General features: G+C 65.7%; 16 protein-coding genes. 14 read left to right on the top strand and 2 right to left on the bottom strand.

The window, feature by feature from the left end:
- The first annotated feature begins 5 nt into the window (after window positions 1-5).
- The 3 genes from E5A73_RS15255 to E5A73_RS15245 are packed head-to-tail and all read left to right on the top strand — an operon-like array spanning window position 6 to window position 2272.
- The gene (locus E5A73_RS15255) at window positions 6-968 is read left to right on the top strand and encodes an SPOR domain-containing protein (protein ID WP_135964707.1); all 963 of its coding nucleotides are present in this window, start codon (window positions 6-8) and stop codon (window positions 966-968) included.
- A gap of 57 nt (window positions 969-1025) precedes the next feature.
- Window positions 1026-1820, top strand: a complete 795-nt coding sequence (locus E5A73_RS15250) for a MipA/OmpV family protein (RefSeq protein ID WP_135964706.1) — start codon at window positions 1026-1028, stop codon at window positions 1818-1820.
- Between the two features lie 47 nt (window positions 1821-1867).
- Window positions 1868-2272 (top strand): hypothetical protein, encoded by a 405-nt coding sequence (locus E5A73_RS15245; protein ID WP_135964705.1) that lies wholly within the window; start codon window positions 1868-1870, stop codon window positions 2270-2272.
- A gap of 171 nt (window positions 2273-2443) precedes the next feature.
- On the opposite strand, the gene serB is transcribed toward E5A73_RS15245, so the two are convergent.
- The gene (serB, locus tag E5A73_RS15240) at window positions 2444-3340 is read right to left on the bottom strand and encodes a phosphoserine phosphatase SerB (protein ID WP_240700232.1); all 897 of its coding nucleotides are present in this window, start codon (window positions 3338-3340) and stop codon (window positions 2444-2446) included.
- 132 nt (window positions 3341-3472) lie between these two features.
- Here serB and miaA point away from each other — a divergent pair, with 132 nt between their 5' ends.
- From miaA to E5A73_RS15210, 6 genes are all read left to right on the top strand, one after another.
- Window positions 3473-4396 (top strand): tRNA (adenosine(37)-N6)-dimethylallyltransferase MiaA, encoded by a 924-nt coding sequence (gene miaA, locus E5A73_RS15235; protein ID WP_240700217.1) that lies wholly within the window; start codon window positions 3473-3475, stop codon window positions 4394-4396.
- A gap of 78 nt (window positions 4397-4474) precedes the next feature.
- Window positions 4475-6232 (top strand): acetolactate synthase 3 large subunit, encoded by a 1758-nt coding sequence (locus E5A73_RS15230; RefSeq protein ID WP_135964703.1) that lies wholly within the window; start codon window positions 4475-4477, stop codon window positions 6230-6232.
- Between the two features lie 4 nt (window positions 6233-6236).
- The gene (gene ilvN / locus E5A73_RS15225; RefSeq protein ID WP_135964702.1) at window positions 6237-6752 is read left to right on the top strand and encodes an acetolactate synthase small subunit; all 516 of its coding nucleotides are present in this window, start codon (window positions 6237-6239) and stop codon (window positions 6750-6752) included.
- A gap of 114 nt (window positions 6753-6866) precedes the next feature.
- A complete protein-coding gene (ilvC, locus tag E5A73_RS15220; RefSeq protein ID WP_135964701.1) occupies window positions 6867-7886 on the top strand; it encodes a ketol-acid reductoisomerase in 1020 nt (339 codons plus the stop codon).
- A gap of 130 nt (window positions 7887-8016) precedes the next feature.
- Window positions 8017-8658 (top strand): YceI family protein, encoded by a 642-nt coding sequence (locus E5A73_RS15215; RefSeq protein ID WP_135964700.1) that lies wholly within the window; start codon window positions 8017-8019, stop codon window positions 8656-8658.
- A gap of 108 nt (window positions 8659-8766) precedes the next feature.
- Entirely contained in the window at window positions 8767-9369 is a 603-nt protein-coding gene (locus E5A73_RS15210; RefSeq protein WP_135964699.1) for a TMEM175 family protein, read from the top strand.
- A gap of 271 nt (window positions 9370-9640) precedes the next feature.
- Here the strand turns inward: E5A73_RS15210 and E5A73_RS15205 are convergent, their stop codons facing one another.
- On the bottom strand, window positions 9641-12316 hold the full coding sequence (locus E5A73_RS15205; RefSeq protein ID WP_135964698.1) for a TonB-dependent receptor: 2676 nt from the start codon (window positions 12314-12316) through the stop codon (window positions 9641-9643).
- A gap of 228 nt (window positions 12317-12544) precedes the next feature.
- Between E5A73_RS15205 and folE the strand changes: the two genes are divergently transcribed.
- From folE to E5A73_RS15180, 5 genes are all read left to right on the top strand, one after another.
- Window positions 12545-13165, top strand: a complete 621-nt coding sequence (folE, locus tag E5A73_RS15200) for a GTP cyclohydrolase I FolE (RefSeq protein WP_135964697.1) — start codon at window positions 12545-12547, stop codon at window positions 13163-13165.
- Complete coding sequence (locus tag E5A73_RS15195; protein ID WP_135964696.1) at window positions 13165-13929, top strand: SDR family oxidoreductase; 765 nt, start codon at window positions 13165-13167, stop codon at window positions 13927-13929. The genes folE and E5A73_RS15195 overlap by 1 nt, the downstream gene beginning before the upstream one ends.
- Entirely contained in the window at window positions 13922-14272 is a 351-nt protein-coding gene (locus E5A73_RS15190; protein ID WP_135964695.1) for a dihydroneopterin aldolase, read from the top strand. Before E5A73_RS15195 ends, E5A73_RS15190 begins: the two co-directional genes overlap by 8 nt.
- A gap of 12 nt (window positions 14273-14284) precedes the next feature.
- Window positions 14285-15412 carry a zinc-binding dehydrogenase gene (locus E5A73_RS15185; protein ID WP_135964694.1) on the top strand — a complete coding sequence of 376 codons (1128 nt, stop codon included), beginning with the start codon at window positions 14285-14287 and terminating at the stop codon, window positions 15410-15412.
- Window positions 15413-15489: 77 nt separating this feature from the next.
- Window positions 15490-15876 carry a PRC-barrel domain-containing protein gene (locus E5A73_RS15180; protein WP_135964693.1) on the top strand — a complete coding sequence of 129 codons (387 nt, stop codon included), beginning with the start codon at window positions 15490-15492 and terminating at the stop codon, window positions 15874-15876.
- The last annotated feature ends 145 nt before the right edge of the window (window positions 15877-16021 follow it).

Raw genomic sequence — 16021 nt, 5'->3', positions numbered from 1 at the left:
TGAGAATGAAGTCTTTGTGGATCGCCGGCCTGGCAAGCGTGCTGCTCGTGGCGCCCGCCGCCGCCCAGCGGCGCCCGGCGCCTGCCGCGCAGGAAGATCCCGTCAAGGCCGGCGTCGACGCCTACGACCGCGGCGACTATCGCACCGCGATCGACAAATGGCGCCCCGAGGCCGAGCGCGGCAATGCCGATGCGCAGTTCAACATGGGCCAGGCCTATAAGCTGGGCCGCGGCGTTGCCGCCGATTCAAAGCAGGCCGAAGCCTGGTATCGCAAGGCAGTGCTCCAGGGCCACGAACAGGCCGAGGGCTATTATGGCGTGACCCTGTTCGAAAACGGCAAGCGCACCGAGGCAGTGCAGTGGCTCCAGCGCGCGGTGAGCCGCGACGATGCCCGCGCGCAATATATCCTCGGCATCATGCTGTTCAACGGCGACGGCGTGCAGAAGGATTGGCCGCGCGCCTATGCATTGATGGTCCGTGCCTCGGCCGCGGGGCTCGATCCCGCAGTCAAGGCGCGCGCGCAGATGGACCAATTCATGCCGCTCGACGATCGCCAGAAGGGCTTGGCCCTCTCGCGCAAATATGAGGAAGAGTTTCGCAACGGCGGACGGCCGCTGCCGCCGGTCGAAGTCGCGGAGATTAATCGCCCTTCGCCCCCTCCGATGACGCGTCCGGCGGAGTCTGCGCCGCGACCGAAGCCGCGCCCCGTCCAGCCTGCGCCTGCGCCCGTAGCTGCGGCGCCCGCGCCCGTGCGCGACGGCGGCTGGCGCGTCCAGCTCGGCGCGTTCGGCGATCCCGGCAATGCCCGCAAACTCTGGGCGCAGGTCGGCGGCCGCTTCCCCGGCCGCCAGCCTTATTTCGTCAAGACGGGAGCACTCACCAGGCTGCTCGTCGGCCCCTATGCCTCTCGCGCCGCGGCGGCCGGCGCCTGTGGCAGCGTCCGGCCCTGCGTGCCCGTCGGACGTTAGGCACGAAAAAATCGCTTCGCACATGCAACAAAATTCCAAAGCGCGCGTTTCGCGGCCATGATCAAAGCAATGCTGGCCGCTGCCGCCCTCCCCGCCCTTCTGTTTGCAACCGGGGCCGCGGCCCAGGATAACGACGCGCCCAAGGAGCCCCGCCGCTTCCGCGTCGGCGTCGGCCCGCAGGTGACGCCGGACCATCCAGGCAGCGACAAGGTGAGCGTATCGCCGCTGTTCAATCTCTCGACAGCACGGGGTGACACGCCGTTCGACTTCAGCGCCGCCGACCAGAGCGCTTCGATCGACCTGGTCGACACTGGCGGCTTCGCGTTCGGCCCGGCATTCAATCTGGAAGGCAGCCGCCGCCGCGACGAGACCGATCTGCCGGTCGACGAGGTCGGGGTCTCGGCTGAGGTAGGTGGCTTCGCGCAATTCTGGCTCGGCTCGTCGATCCGCGCCCGCGGCGAACTCCGTAAGGGCGTGAGCGGGCACAAGGGGTTGGTCGGCAATATCATGCTCGATTATGTCGCGCGCGACGGCGACAAATGGCTGTTCTCGGTGGGTCCGCGCGTGTCGCTGTCCGACAATAAATATCAGGACGCCTATTTCGGCGTGAACCCCGCTGCGGCCTTGCGCACCGGCCTTGCCCCGTACAATCCCGGCGGCGGCGTCCACGCGGTCGGCGCCGGCGCCACCACGATCTTCCAGATCGATCGCAGCTGGGGCATTTACGGCTATGCGAAGTACGACCGGCTGGTGAGCGACGCGGCGGACTCGCCGATCGTGCGCACGATCGGCTCGCGCAACCAGTTCTCCGGCGGTGCCGCTTTGACCTTCACGTTCGGTGGGGGTCGCTGAGCGGTTCCTTCACGACAGGTTCAGCCGGGCTGTGCTATGAAGCGCGCATGACCAGCATCTTCAAAGCCCTACTCGCCGGCGCTGCATTGATCGCAGCGCCCGCCTTTGCCGCGCCGCGCGACACGCCTGAGCAGCAGCTCGCAAAGCTGCTCGAGGGCCGAACGCCGGGCGCCCCGGTGAACTGCATTTCGCTGGCGACGTCCAACACGAGCCAGATCATCAAGGGCAAGGCGATCGTCTACCGCGTCGGCAGCAAGCTCTACGTCAACGAGCCACGCTCGGGCGCCGAGTCGCTAAACGACGACGACATCCTGGTGACCAAGGTGTTCGGCTCGCAATTGTGCAGCATCGACACGATCAATCTTGTCGATCGATCGAGCCAGTTCCCGCGTGGATTCGTCATCCTCGATAAGTTCGTGCCTTGGACCAAGGTCAAGCCGGCCGCGCGCTGAGCCTGTGCACGAAGCGTGCAGCTGAAGTTGATCCAGCTGCCTGAAACACCCTGCTCCCCGGCGAAGGCCGGGGCCCAGCTTTGGTGAGCCAGCCGAGCAGAGATTAAACTCTCGAACAGCATCGCAACTGGGCCCCAGCCTTCGCCGGGGAACAGAGGCGGGCATCAGCCTTCAGGCAACGACCCAATCGTGCCGCGCGATCCCCTGCGCATAAAGCAGCACCGTCAGATCCCCGTGATCCACCCGCGCGCGCGCCGCGGCGGCGACGATCGGCTTGGCGCGATAGGCCACACCCAGCCCCGCCTGGCGGATCATCGCCAGATCGTTGGCTCCGTCGCCGACCGCCATCGACCCTTCCGCCGGCAGCCCCAATTCGGCCAGCGCCCCGAGCAACGTCGTCTCCTTGGTCGCGCTGTCGACGATCGGCCTTCTGACGCTTCCCGTCAGCCGCGCATCTTCGATCTCGAGCACGTTGGCGATCACCCGGTCGAACCCGATCTCGGCCCCCACCGGCTCGGCGAAGCGCGTGAACCCGCCAGAGACGAGAATCGTCGTCGCGCCCCGTGCGCGCATCGTCTGAACCAGAGTCTTCGCACCGGGCGTCAGCTTCACGCGCTCGGCCAGGCAACGCTCGATCGCGCTTTCCTCCAAGCCCTTCAGCAGCGCCACCCGTGCGTCGAGCGCCGCGGCGAAATCGAGCTCCCCCCGCATCGCGCGCTCGGTGACATCGGCGATCTGCGGCTTTATCCCGGCATAATCGGCGAGCTCGTCGATGCATTCGACGGTGATCATCGTCGAATCCATATCGGCGACCAGCAGCTTCTTCTCGCGACCAGATTCTGGCTGAACGATGATGTCTATACCGGGAAAGTCGGCCTCCAGCACGCCGCGTGCGCTTACCGGATCGTTGGAAAAGTCGATGTCTGCCGCTCTGCCCTCATCGATCCACCGCCACCCGGCATGGCCCGATCTGCGAACACCGCATGCAGTTTCAAGGTCTAGCAGGTCGACTGCTCGCTCGACCTGCTCCTCCTTCAAGCCATCTGCTACAAGCGTCGCAATGAACAACGGCATACCCTTCTCGAACGGAACCAGAACCTCCGTTCGCCCTGAGCTTGTCGAAGGGCCGTTCTTGCTTCTGCCCGAGGGCGAAGAACAGACCGGTGCTTCGACAAGCTCAGCACGAACGGGGAGAGACCGGTGAGCGCATCCCTCCCAACCGTGGCGCTCATCGCAGGGCCGACCGCGAGCGGCAAGTCCGCGCTCGCGCTGGCGCTGGCCGAAAAGCACTGCGGCACCGTGATCAACGCCGATTCGATGCAGGTCTATGCCGATCTGCGCATCCTCACCGCGCGCCCGACGCAGGACGAGGAGACCCGCGTGCCGCATCGGCTGTTCGGCCATATCGACGGCGCCGACGGCTATTCCGCCGCGCGCTGGGCGATCGAGGCGCGCGCCGCGATCGCCGAGGCGCATCTGGACGGCCGGCTGCCGATCCTCGTCGGCGGCACCGGCATGTATCTGCGCACGCTGCTGGAGGGGATCGCCCCGGTACCCGAGATCGACCCGGCGATACGCAGCGCCGTCCGCCTGCTCGATGTCGCCCAGGCGCACGCCGAGCTCGCTGCCGCCGATCCGGAGGGCGCAGCGCGGCTGGCTCCCGCCGATACCAGCCGGGTCGCCCGCGCGCTCGAAGTGGTGCGCTCGACCGGAACGCCGCTGTCGCATTGGCATCGCCAGCGGGTCGGCGGAATTGCCGACGAGATTCGCCTCGTGCCGCTGATCCTCCTCCCCGATCGCGAGTGGCTCGGCGCACGCATCGACCGCCGCTTCGCTGAAATGCTCGAACTGGGTCGCGACGAGGCCCGCGCATTGCTCGCGCGCACCGATATTCCCGCCGACGCACCGATATTGCGCGCGATCGGCGTCCCCGAATTGCGCGCATTGTTTGCGGGCGAGAGCGATGTCGTGCAAGCTGCCGCCGCCGGCGCGCTCGCCACCCGGCAATACGCCAAACGGCAATATACTTGGTTCAAACGGCAGCCGCCGCAGGATTGGGAGCGCGTGGAACAGATAGAAACGAACGTAAGACTGGCTATAATTGAAACTAAATTTCATATATAATGCTTGACGAGCCATTTTCTTGCGGTTAGCAGCGCCCCTCCGGCGGTGCTATGGCGCATCGCAGCATAGGAGGCAGACGTGACCGAGAAGAGCGGAGCAGACATCCTGATCGAGGCGCTGAGCGATCTCGGTGTGGAAGTCATCTTCGGCTATCCGGGCGGCGCAGTGCTTCCGATCTACGACGCGATCTTCAAGCAGGCCGACAAGCCCAACGCGATCAAGCACATCCTCGTCCGCCACGAACAGGCCGCAACGCATGCCGCCGAGGGCTATGCCCGCTCGACCGGCAAGCCCGGTGTCGTCCTCGTCACTTCGGGTCCGGGCGCGACCAATGCCGTCACCGGGATCACCGATGCGCTGATGGATTCGATCCCGATGGTGGTGATCACCGGCCAGGTCCCGACCGCATTGATCGGCACCGATGCCTTCCAGGAAGCCGATACGGTCGGCATCACCCGCCACTGCACCAAGCATAATTATCTGGTGAAGGCGCCCGAGACGCTCGGCAGCATCATCCACGAGGCGTTCCACATCGCCACGTCGGGGCGCCCCGGTCCGGTCGTCGTCGACATCCCCAAGGACGTCCAGGTCGCCACCGCGCGCTACGAATCGCCCGGCCCGATCACGCACAAGACCTATCGCCCTCAGACCCAGCCTGACGCCGCCAAGATCCAGGAAGCGGTCGACATGCTCGCCGCGGCCGAGCGGCCGGTGTTCTACACCGGCGGCGGCATCATCAATTCGGGGCCCGAGGCATCGAAGCTCCTGCGCGAACTCGCCGCGATGACCGGCGCCCCGGTCACTTCGACCCTGATGGGCCTCGGCGCCCTCCCCGCCTCGGACGACAAGTGGCTCGGCATGCTCGGCATGCACGGCACCTACGAAGCCAATTGGGCGATGAACAAGGCCGATCTGATCATCGCCTTCGGCGCGCGCTTCGACGACCGCGTCACCGGCCGGCTCGACGCCTTCGCGCCCAATTCGCGCAAGGTCCACATCGATATCGACCGGTCGAGCGTGAACAAGAATGTCCGCGTCGACCTGCCGATCATCGGCGATGTCGGCATTGCGCTGCGCGAGATGATCGACTGCTGGAAGGCGCGCCAACATCCCAAGCCCGATCTCACCGAATGGTGGAACCGGATCAACGGCTGGCGCCAGGCCAAATGCCTCGATTTCGAGGAGAAAGGCGACGCGATCATGCCCCAGCGCGCGATCCGTGCGCTGTACGAGGCGACCAGGCACCGCGCCCCGATCATCTCCACCGAAGTCGGCCAGCACCAAATGTGGGCCGCGCAGCATTTCGGCTTCGAGGCGCCCAACAAATGGCTGACCAGCGGCGGCCTCGGCACGATGGGCTATGGCCTGCCCGCCGCGATCGGCGCACAGCTCGGCCATCCCGATGCCTTGGTGATCGACATCGCCGGCGAGGCCTCGATCCAGATGAACATCCAGGAGCTGGCGACCGCGATGCAATATCGCCTGCCGGTCAAGATCTTCATCCTCAACAACGAATATATGGGGATGGTCCGCCAGTGGCAGGAGCTGACCTATCAGTCGCGTTATTCGGAGAGCTACAGCGACACCCTCCCCGATTTCGTCAAGCTGGCCGAGGCCTATGGCTGGAAGGGCATCAAGATCGAGGGCCGGCAGGAACTCGAGCCCGGCATCGCCGAGATGCTGGCCTATGACGGCCCCGTCCTCGTCGACTGCCGCGTAGCCAAGCTCGCCAATTGTTTCCCGATGATCCCGTCGGGCGCCGCCCATACCGAAATGATGCTCCAGGCCGCCGAAGTCTCCGGCGAAATGGACGACGAAGCCAAGGCACTGGTTTGATCGCATGCACATCAAGGAAGAAACCAAGGAACGGCACACGCTCGCCGTGATCGTCGACAACGAGCCGGGCATCCTCGCCCGGATCGCCGGGCTGTTCACCGCGCGGGGCTATAATATCGAGAGCCTGACCGTCTCCGAGATCACCGAGGACAACCGGATCAGCCGGATCACCATCGTCACCTCGGCCTCGGCCGCGGTGATGGAGCAGATCATCGCCCAGCTCGAGCGTCTCGTGCCGGTGCACAAGGTCACCGACCTCACTGCCTTCGGCCCGCATGTCGAGCGCGAGCTGGCGTTGGTCAAGGTCGCCGGCACCGGCGATCATCGGATCGAGGCGCTGCGCCTCGCCGAGGTCTACCGCGCCCGCGTCGTCGACGCGACGATCTCGAGCTTCGTGTTCGAAGTCACCGGCGGGTCGGACAAGATCGACAAGTTCCTCGAGCTGATGCGCGAGCTCGGCCTCGTCGAGGTCGCCCGCACCGGCATCGTCGCAATTTCGCGCGGCAAGGAAGCCGCTTAGTCTCACCGCAAGCAAAACGTCACCCCGGCGAAAGCTGGGGCCCAGGGTCACGGGCGATGACCATGCGGCTCTGGATCCCGGCTTTTGCGGGGATGACGTTCAGAAAGGAAGAACATGAAAGTCTATTACGATCGCGACGCCGATCTGAACCTGATCACCGGCAAGAAGATCGCCATCCTCGGTTATGGCAGCCAGGGCCACGCCCATGCACAGAACCTCCGCGATTCGGGCGTCAAGGAAGTCGCGATCGCGCTCCGCCCCGGCTCGCCCTCGGCGGTCAAGGCCGAGGATGCCGGCTTCACGGTGATGAGCAACAAGGACGCCGCCGGCTGGGCCGACATATTGATGATCCTCGCTCCCGACGAGCATCAGGCCGGGATCTGGGACGCGGACCTCAAGGGCAATATGAAGCCTGGCGCGGCTTTGGCCTTCGCGCACGGCCTCAACGTGCATTTCGGGCTGATCGACCCGCCGGCGGATATCGACGTGATCATGATCGCCCCCAAAGGCCCCGGCCACACCGTGCGCAGCGAATATAAGCGCGGCGGCGGCGTCCCCTGCCTGATCGCGATCCACCAGGACGCATCGGGGAACGCGCACGACGTGGCGCTCGCTTATGCCTCCGGGATCGGCGGCGGCCGCTCGGGCATCATCGAGACCAATTTCCGCGAGGAATGCGAGACCGATCTGTTCGGCGAGCAGGCCGTGCTCTGCGGCGGCATCACCCACCTCATCCAGGCGGGCTTCGAGACGCTGACCGAGGCCGGATATGCGCCGGAGATGGCCTATTTCGAATGCCTCCACGAGACCAAATTGATCGTCGACCTGCTCTATGAGGGCGGCATCGCCAACATGCGCTATTCGATCTCGAACACCGCCGAGTATGGCGACATCAAGACCGGCCCGCGGATCATCACCGACGAGACCAAGGCCGAGATGAAGCGTGTCCTCGCCGACATCCAGTCGGGCCGCTTCGTCAAGGATTTCGTCCTCGACAACCGCGCCGGCCAGCCCGAGCTAAAGGCAAGCCGCAAGGCCGCCGCGGCGCACCCGATCGAGCAGGTCGGCGCCGAGCTGCGCGCGATGATGCCGTGGATCAGCGCCAACAAGCTGGTCGACAAGGACAAGAACTGACGCACGCCGACCGGGCCGCGGGGCACCCCGCGGCCCGTTCTGCTTTACGGAAAACATCGGTTTCCATCTTGTCGTTTGACGCTCCGCGAGAATCGTCGGACATGGGCAAGTGTCAACAGGAGGCTTCCCTATGCGCATCCGCACTATCGCCCTTGCCGCCACATTGCTCGTCGCCACCCCGCTCGTCGCGCAGCAGGCGATGCAGGTTCCCGGCTCGAAGAATCCGGCGCTCGTCACTGCCGGCAGCTACACTGCCGATCCCGGCCACACGCTGATCGAATGGCAAGTCGATCACCTCGGCTTCACGCCCTATTTCGGATTGTTCGGCGAGATCAGCGGCAATCTCACGCTCGATCCCAAGAATCCCTCCGCCGCCAAGGTCGACATCACCATTCCGGTGTCCAAGGTCGTCACCGCCAGCGCCGGCCTCACCGGCCATCTGCTGCGCGCGCCCAAGGAAGCCGCCAGCAAGCCCGACTTCTTCGGCCCGACGCCGGCGGACGCGCGATTCGTCTCGACCAAAGTCGTCGCGAGCGGCCAGACCGCCAAGGTCACCGGCAATCTCACGCTCAACGGCGTGACCAAGCCGGTGACGCTCGACGTCTCCTTCTACGGCGCCGGCAAGTCGCCCGCGCAGATGGGCGGCAAGGACAATCTCGGCTTCGAGGCGCTCGCCACGATCAAGCGGACCGAGTTCGGCATCGGCTTCGGCGTCCCGATGGTCTCGGACGAAGTGAAACTCAAGATCGCCGCGGCCTTTACGAAGGACTGATCTACTCTGCTCCCTCTCCCCGCTCGCGGGGAGAGGGAGCGCTGGACTTCAAACTGGCACCCCTCGCCATTTCGGCTAGGCTCTCCCGTGCAATCGCAGGGGGACCCCATGCCAGAAGAAACCGAAGGCCGCGCCGGCGTAACCCGCGTCGAAGCCTATTCCGACGCCGTCATCGCGATCGTCGTCACGATCATGGTGCTCGAGATGCACGCGCCCGAGGCGCCGGGCTGGGGCCCTTTGCTCCATCTCTGGCCGGTGTTCGTCGCCTATGCGCTCAGCTTCGCCTATGTCTCGATCTACTGGGTCAACCACCACCGGCTGTTCCACCACGCCACGCGCGTGACCAACGGGCTGCTCTGGTCGAACATCGCATTGATCTTCACGCTGTCGCTGATCCCGTTCGGCACCGCCTATCTCGGCGAGCAGATCTTCAGCCGCGACGCGACGCTCGTTTATATGGGCATCATGCTGCTGCCGTCGTTCACTTACGGGTGGCTGCAGCGCACGATCCGGCGCACCGGCAGCCAGTCCGAAGAGTCGCGCGCCTATCACCGCCTCGCGCTCCGCAAGGGCATGGCGGCCAGCGCGCTCTATGCCTCGGGGATCGCGTTCACCTTCGTCTCGCCCGCGCTCGGCCTCGCCTGCGCGGCGTTGGTCGCGTTGTTCTGGTGCCTGCCCGCCAGCGCGCTCGATCATCTGTTCGAGCGCTGACCCACTCGAGTTGAAACGGCCAGTGCTCCTGGATCAGTGGTGAAGCGGCTCCAGGCTGGTATCGACATTCGCCCGAGGGCCTCCCCTCCCTGCAAGGGAGGGGTCGGGGGTGGGTGCGAGCCGAAGGCGAGCCCAACGAACTGCTCGGAATAAAGCAAAGGCCGGGCATCGAGCCCGGCCTTTCCTAACCCACCCCTAACCCCTCCCTATCAGGGAGGAGGATTTTGAGTGTCGATACGCCGTAAGCTCGCTCCGTCTCGCCGATCTAACCTCAGAACCCGACGCGAACCCGCCCGCCAAAGAAGCGCGGATACCCCGGATAGCCGGCATAATTGCCGGTCTGCTCGGGCACCGCGAAGCCGGTGATGTAATAGAATTGGTTGGTGAGATTCTCGACGAAGAACTCGCCCCGCCACTTCCCGTTCGCCGAGGTCACGCCGATCGCCGCGTTCACCAGCGGATAGCCTTCGTTGTAGATCGCGGTCCGCCCGGTCACCGGGTTGGGATTGCTCGACGGAACCGTCACTTCGCTGTTGTAGCGCATGTCGACATGGATCAGGCCGTTGATCCCGTCGCTCAGCTTCGGCGTCCAGGTGGTTGCGACCGTCACGGTATGCTCGGGCTGGTTGTTGAATTGTTGACCTTCCTGGCCCTGCAGCGGCGTGCCGGTGAAGTTGTTCGACTTGTCGTATTTGGCGCTGATCCAGCTATAGCCGAGCTGGAAGGTCAGGTTGCGCGTCGGGCGGATCGTCGACTCGATCTCGAGCCCCTTGCTGATGCTCTTGTCGACATTCTGGACGACGAAATTGTTGCCCGAGAACACCAGCGACTGGAGGTTGTAGAAGTTCATGTAGAATGCCGCGACGTTGAGCGAGAAGGCGCGGCTTGGGCTCGCCTTGAAGCCGATCTCGTACGCGTCGTTGGTCTCGGCGCCGAACTGCAGGTCCGAACCCTGCGGGCCGTTGCCGCCGAGCAGCACCGAATCGAACGTCGCCTGGTCGAGATTATAGCCGCCCGATTTGTAGCCGTGATCATAGCCCGCATAAGCCAGCAGCTTGTCCGAGACCTTGAACGCCAATTTGGCGGTGCCGGTGATTTCGTCGTCGGTGAAATCGTCCTGGTAATTGCCGTTGAACTCGGTGTTCACCGCCGGGTTGCAGCTCAGCAGGAACAGATTGTTGAACAGTCCGGGGATCTGGCGCAGCACATTGGCATAGGCCGTCGCCGCGGCATTGCCCGCGCGAACCTGGTTGAAGAAGGTGCAGCTGCCCAGATTGTTGTTGATCGAAGCAGTCATGTCCTTGCTCTCGTGGTTCCAGCGCGCACCCAGCGTCACCGATACCGCGTCGGTCACGTTGATGATGTTGTGGGTGAACAAGGCGAAGGCATTGGTCTTGACGCGGAAATCGTCGGGGCTGTTGCCCTGCCCCGCCACTGCGCCCGGGAACGGGCTCGCCGCGAGCGCCGCGAGGCCGGGGATCGGCGTCCGCGGATAATTCGGGATCACGCAGGCGGCCGCAGGCGCAGTGCCCGCCTGTGCCCGGAAGCAGCCGACCAGCGGCGCGAGCGCGCCATAAGCGGCGGTCAGCGCCGGCAGCGTGTTGGGAACCGCCGGATTGAGCAGCGCGCCCCCGAGCGTCGGTACCGTCGGGCCGAGCGAGCCGAAGAATTGCAACGGCGTCCCGAACCCGGCGCGAAGCTGGCCGGCGAACACCGTATCGACATAGCGATTGCCGTCATTGCCGATCTGCACCACGTCGCGCAGCTTGTTGGTCTCGTTGAGGTAGAAGCCGCCGATCAGCCAGTCGAGCTTGCCGCCGAACGCCGAACCCTGCAGCCGCAGCTCCTGGGTGAAGTCGATGAGTTCGTTGCGATAGCCGTTGCGATAGGCACGATCGACGCCCGAAAAGTCGATGTCCTGGTTCCGCACCACCTGCCAGTTGCGATAGGCCGTGATCGACGTCAGCTTGGTGCCGCCGAGGTCCCAGTTGAGCTCGCCCGAAACGCCCCAGTCCTTGACCTTCTCGGCATAGTCGCGGTTCGGCGACATCGCCTGAATGCGATCGCTCCCCGGCCCGGTGTAGAGGCCGACCAGCCCCTGCGCCGCGGCGATGCTCTGGAGCGCCGGCGCGAGCGCACCGCGCACTACCGAGACCGCGCCGCAGCATTGCTCGTCGGTCTTGTAATAGTCGCCGATCAGCCGGAAGGTGATGTCGCCGGTGTCGAGCAGCGCCTGACCGCGGACGTTCCAGCGGTCGATATCGTTGATCGAACGGTCGCTGTTTGCGTCGCGGATATAGCCGTCGCGCTTGCGATAGCCGCCGTCCAGCCGCAGCGCGAGCGAGCTGCTCACCGGCCCGGTGATCGCGCCCTTGACGCCGTACGCGCCGTAATTGCCGGCCATGCCCTCGACATAGGCATGCGTCTCGAACTGCGGCAGCGCGGTGAAGATGCTGAGCGCGCCGGCCGACGTGTTGCGGCCGAACAAGGTGCCCTGCGGCCCGCGCAGCACTTCGACGCGCTCGAGCTCGGGAAGCTCGGAGATCGCCACGCCGGCGCGGGCGCGGAACACGCCGTCGATGAACACGCCGACCGCGGGCTCGAAGCCGGGATTGTCGCCGCCGGTGGTGATGCCGCGCAGATAGATCGTCGTGCCCGTCGCCGAGGACTGGCCGGTCGAGCTCTGCAGCGACGGCGCCAGCTGCTCGAGGTCGCGGACATTGTCGACGCCGGCATTCTGGAGCAGCTCGGGCCCGATCGCGGTGATCGCGATCGGCACGTCCTGCACGGTCTCGTTGCGCCGCGTCGCCGTGACGACTATGTCGTTGGCGCCCTCATAATCGTCGGTCTGGGCCTGGTCGGCGGCCGGAGCCGCATCCTGCGCGAACGCGGGCGTCGCCATCAGCAACGCAAGTGCCGTCGCCGCGAGCAAATCGAGTTTCTTCATAGGATGAGTGCCCCTCTCCTGTTCGCCGCCCGGATATCCGGTGTCGGCGTTGCTTTTATTACGCGTGCAACTAACGCTGCATTTTCGAAGCCGTCAACGGGATGCGGGGCGGAACTCCGCGGTTTCCCGCCGTTTTTCCCGAGGGCGGTACGCTAGGGCAACAGGTATCGCGGGCAAAACCCGCATGCCGTAGCGTAAACGTGAATCCAGGCGAGGAAGGACGGGCGGATGGCGGAAGTGCATGATCCTGCGGAGGATGGCGATCTGATCGCGCCGCCCCCCAAGATCGCCGTGCCCGAGGACGTCGCCGAGGCGATCCGCACCTTGATCCGCTGGGCCGGCGACGATCCCGCGCGCGAGGGCCTGATCGACACGCCGCAGCGCGTCGCGCGCGCCTGGAAGGAATATTGCCAGGGCTATGGCGAAGACCCCGCATACCATCTCGCCCGCGTGTTCGAGGAAGTCGGCGGCTATGACGAGATCGTCCTGCTCAAGGACATCCCGTTCCAGTCGCATTGCGAGCATCACATGGCGCCGATCATCGGCAAGGCGTCGATCGCCTATCTGCCCAAGGATCATGTCGTCGGCATCTCGAAGCTCGCGCGCGTGCTCAATGCCTTTGCCCGCCGGCTTCAGGTCCAGGAACGCCTCACCGCCGAAGTCGCCGACTGCATCTGGAACGGCCTTAAGCCGATCGGCGTCGCCGTGGTGATCGAGGCGAGCCACGCCTGCATGACCGCGCGCGGCGTGCGCACCCCCGGCGTCGGCATGGTCACCAGCCGGATGATGGGGGTCTTCCGCGACGACGAGCGCAGCCGCCAGGAAGTGCTCAAGCTGATGGGCTATTGATGCGCGTGCTCGTCACCGGCGGCGCAAAGCGGATCGGCGCGGGAATCGCGCGCCGGCTCGCGTTGCGCGGTCACGGCGTGGCGATCCACCACCATCATGCGCCCGAAGACGCCGAGGCACTGCGCAGCGCGATCGCGGCTGCAGGCGGCCATGCCTGCATCGTCTGCGGCGAACTCGCCGATCCCGCTACCGCGCCCGCGCTGATCGCGGCGGCCCGCGAAGGGCTTGGCGGGCCAATCGACGGCCTCGTCAACAACGCCTCGCAATTCGCCTTCGACGCGCTGCCGATCACCGATTTCGCCTTGCTCGACCAGCATATGCGGGTGAATCTCGGCGCGCCGGTCGCGCTGGCCTCTGCCCTGGCCGAGCAGGCCGATCTCGATTCCGGCGCAGTGGTCAATCTGCTCGACCAGAAGGTCGCCAACCTCAACCCCGACTTCTTCACCTACACCTGCAGCAAGGCCGCGCTCGCCGCCGCGACCGAGATGCTGGCGCGCGCGCTCGCCCCGCGCATCCGCGTCAACGCGGTCTCCCCGGGGCTCACGCTGCCCAGCCTCGACCAGACCGCGGACGAATTCTCCGAACATGCCCGCCAGAACCTCCTCCAGCAGCCCGTCGCGCTCGACGACGTGGCCGCGACGGTCGAGCATCTGCTGCTCACCCGCAGCATCACCGGGCAGAACATCTTCGTCGATTGCGGCCAGCGCTTCCTGCCGCGCGACGGCGACGTGATGTTCGAAGGACGGACGCGCCCCGATGCCTGACTATACTATCCTGCTCGACGAGCTCGAAATCGTCATGGGGCTCGGCATCCATCCGCACGAACAGGCACCGCAACGCGTGGTGCTCAGCGTCGCGATGACCTGCCGCTACCCCGCGCCGCCCGCGGACCGGATCGACGCCGTCGTCGATTACGACTTCCTCCGCCGCGAAATCCATGCGCTCGCCACCGCGCGCCATTTCGCGCTGCAGGAAGTGCTATGCGATCAAGTGGCCGCGCTCGCATTGCGCGACCCGCGCGTCCGCGAAGTCCGCGTGCGCTCGACCAAGCTCGACGTCTATCCCGACGCCCGCATCGGCTGCGAGATCACCCGCCGCCGCGACTGACAGGAGAACATCATGCCCGATCCGCTGACCGGCCTCGAACTGCGCTCCACGATATCGGGCGACGCCCGGCTCACGCTGACCCTCGAGCCCGTCACGCTGACCCCGCCCGGCCCCGACGAAGTCGTGGTCCGCGTCGAAGCCTCGCCGATCAACCCGTCCGACCTCGGCCTGCTGCTCGGCCCCGCCGACGTGGCGACGCTCCAGCCCGGCGGCACCGCCGACCGCCCCACCCTCACCGCCGCGATCCCGCAGGCGCGGATGGCGGCGATGAAGGCGCGCCTCGACCAGTCGCTGCCGGTCGGCAACGAAGCCGCCGGCACCGTCGTCCAGGCCGGAGACAATGTGGCCGCGCTGCTCGGCAGGAAGGTCGGGATGATCGGCGGCGCGATGTACGCACAGTACCGGAAAATCGCCGCGCGCGACTGCATCCCGCTCCCCGAGGGCGCCAGCGCCGCCGACGGCGCCTCGATGTTCGTCAATCCGCTCACCGCGCTCGCCTTTGTCGAAACGCTGCGAGCCGAAGGGCACAAGGCTCTGGTCCATACCGCCGCCGCATCGAACCTCGGCCAGATGCTCAACCGTATCTGCCTCGCCGACGGCGTGCCCTTGGTCAACATCGTCCGCAGCGAGGCGCAGGCCGCGATCCTCCGGGAGATCGGCGCGAAATACATCGTCGACAGCAGCGCCGGGGATTTCCGCGAAAAGCTCACCGACGCGATCGCCGAAACCGGCGCCACCCTCGCCTTCGACGCGATCGGCGGCGGCAAGCTCGCCAACGCGATCCTCCACGCGATGGAAGCCGCGGCCAGCCGCAACGCGACCGAGTATAGCCGCTACGGCTCGTCGACCTTCAAGCAAGTCTATATCTACGGCATGCTCGACACCGGCCCGACCGAGCTCGACCGCGGCTATGGCTTCGCCTGGGGCGTCAGCGGCTTCCTGCTGACGCCGTTCCTGATCAAGCTCGGCATGGAGGGCAATATGCGGCTGCGCGCCCGCGTCGCCGCCGAGCTGACCACCACGTTCGCCAGCCACTACACCGCGACGATCTCGCTGGCCGACGTCCTCGATCCGGCGGTGGTCGCAGCGTATGCAAAGAAGGCGACCGGTGCGAAATATCTGATCGATCCCAGCCGCTGAACCCGGCTGTCATCGTCGCGTCACCGGTCCGGCGCATCCTGGCTGGGCCGGCGGGGGCTGAGTCCAGGAGACGCGCTATGACCGATACGGAAATCGCCAACGACGCCGAAATCGCGACCGACGAGACCGCGACGCTGATCGCCTCCAACAAGGTCGAAGGCACCGCCGTCTACAACGACGACGGCGAGAAGCTCGGATCGATCTACAATTTCATGGTCGACAAGGTCTCCGGCCAGGCCGAATATGCCGTGCTCCAGTTCGGCGGTATCTTCGGGATCGGCAGCGACTATTATCCGCTGCCCTGGGACATGCTGACCTACGACACCGAGCGGGGCGGCTATGTCGTCGATATCGACAAGGAAACGCTGGAAGGCGCGCCGCGCTACGCCGCCGACGCGCAGCCTGCTTATGACGAAGCCTATGGCGAGCGCGTCTATGGCTATTACGGCCTGAACTACAACTGAGCGCAACCTAGACATTCAGCCGTGCCTCCCTCGCCCCCTGCAAGGGGGAGAGGGTTGCGCAGACTTAAGTTTTGCGAAGCAAAGCCTTAGTCGGAGCTGGGTGAGGGGGTGCGGCTGCGCAGCAGCCGCGCGGAGCTTCGCTCCG

Source organism: Sphingomonas gei (assembly GCF_004792685.1).
GTDB classification, from domain to species: domain Bacteria; phylum Pseudomonadota; class Alphaproteobacteria; order Sphingomonadales; family Sphingomonadaceae; genus Sphingomonas; species Sphingomonas gei.
This window is presented reverse-complemented; position numbering and strand designations above follow the sequence as displayed.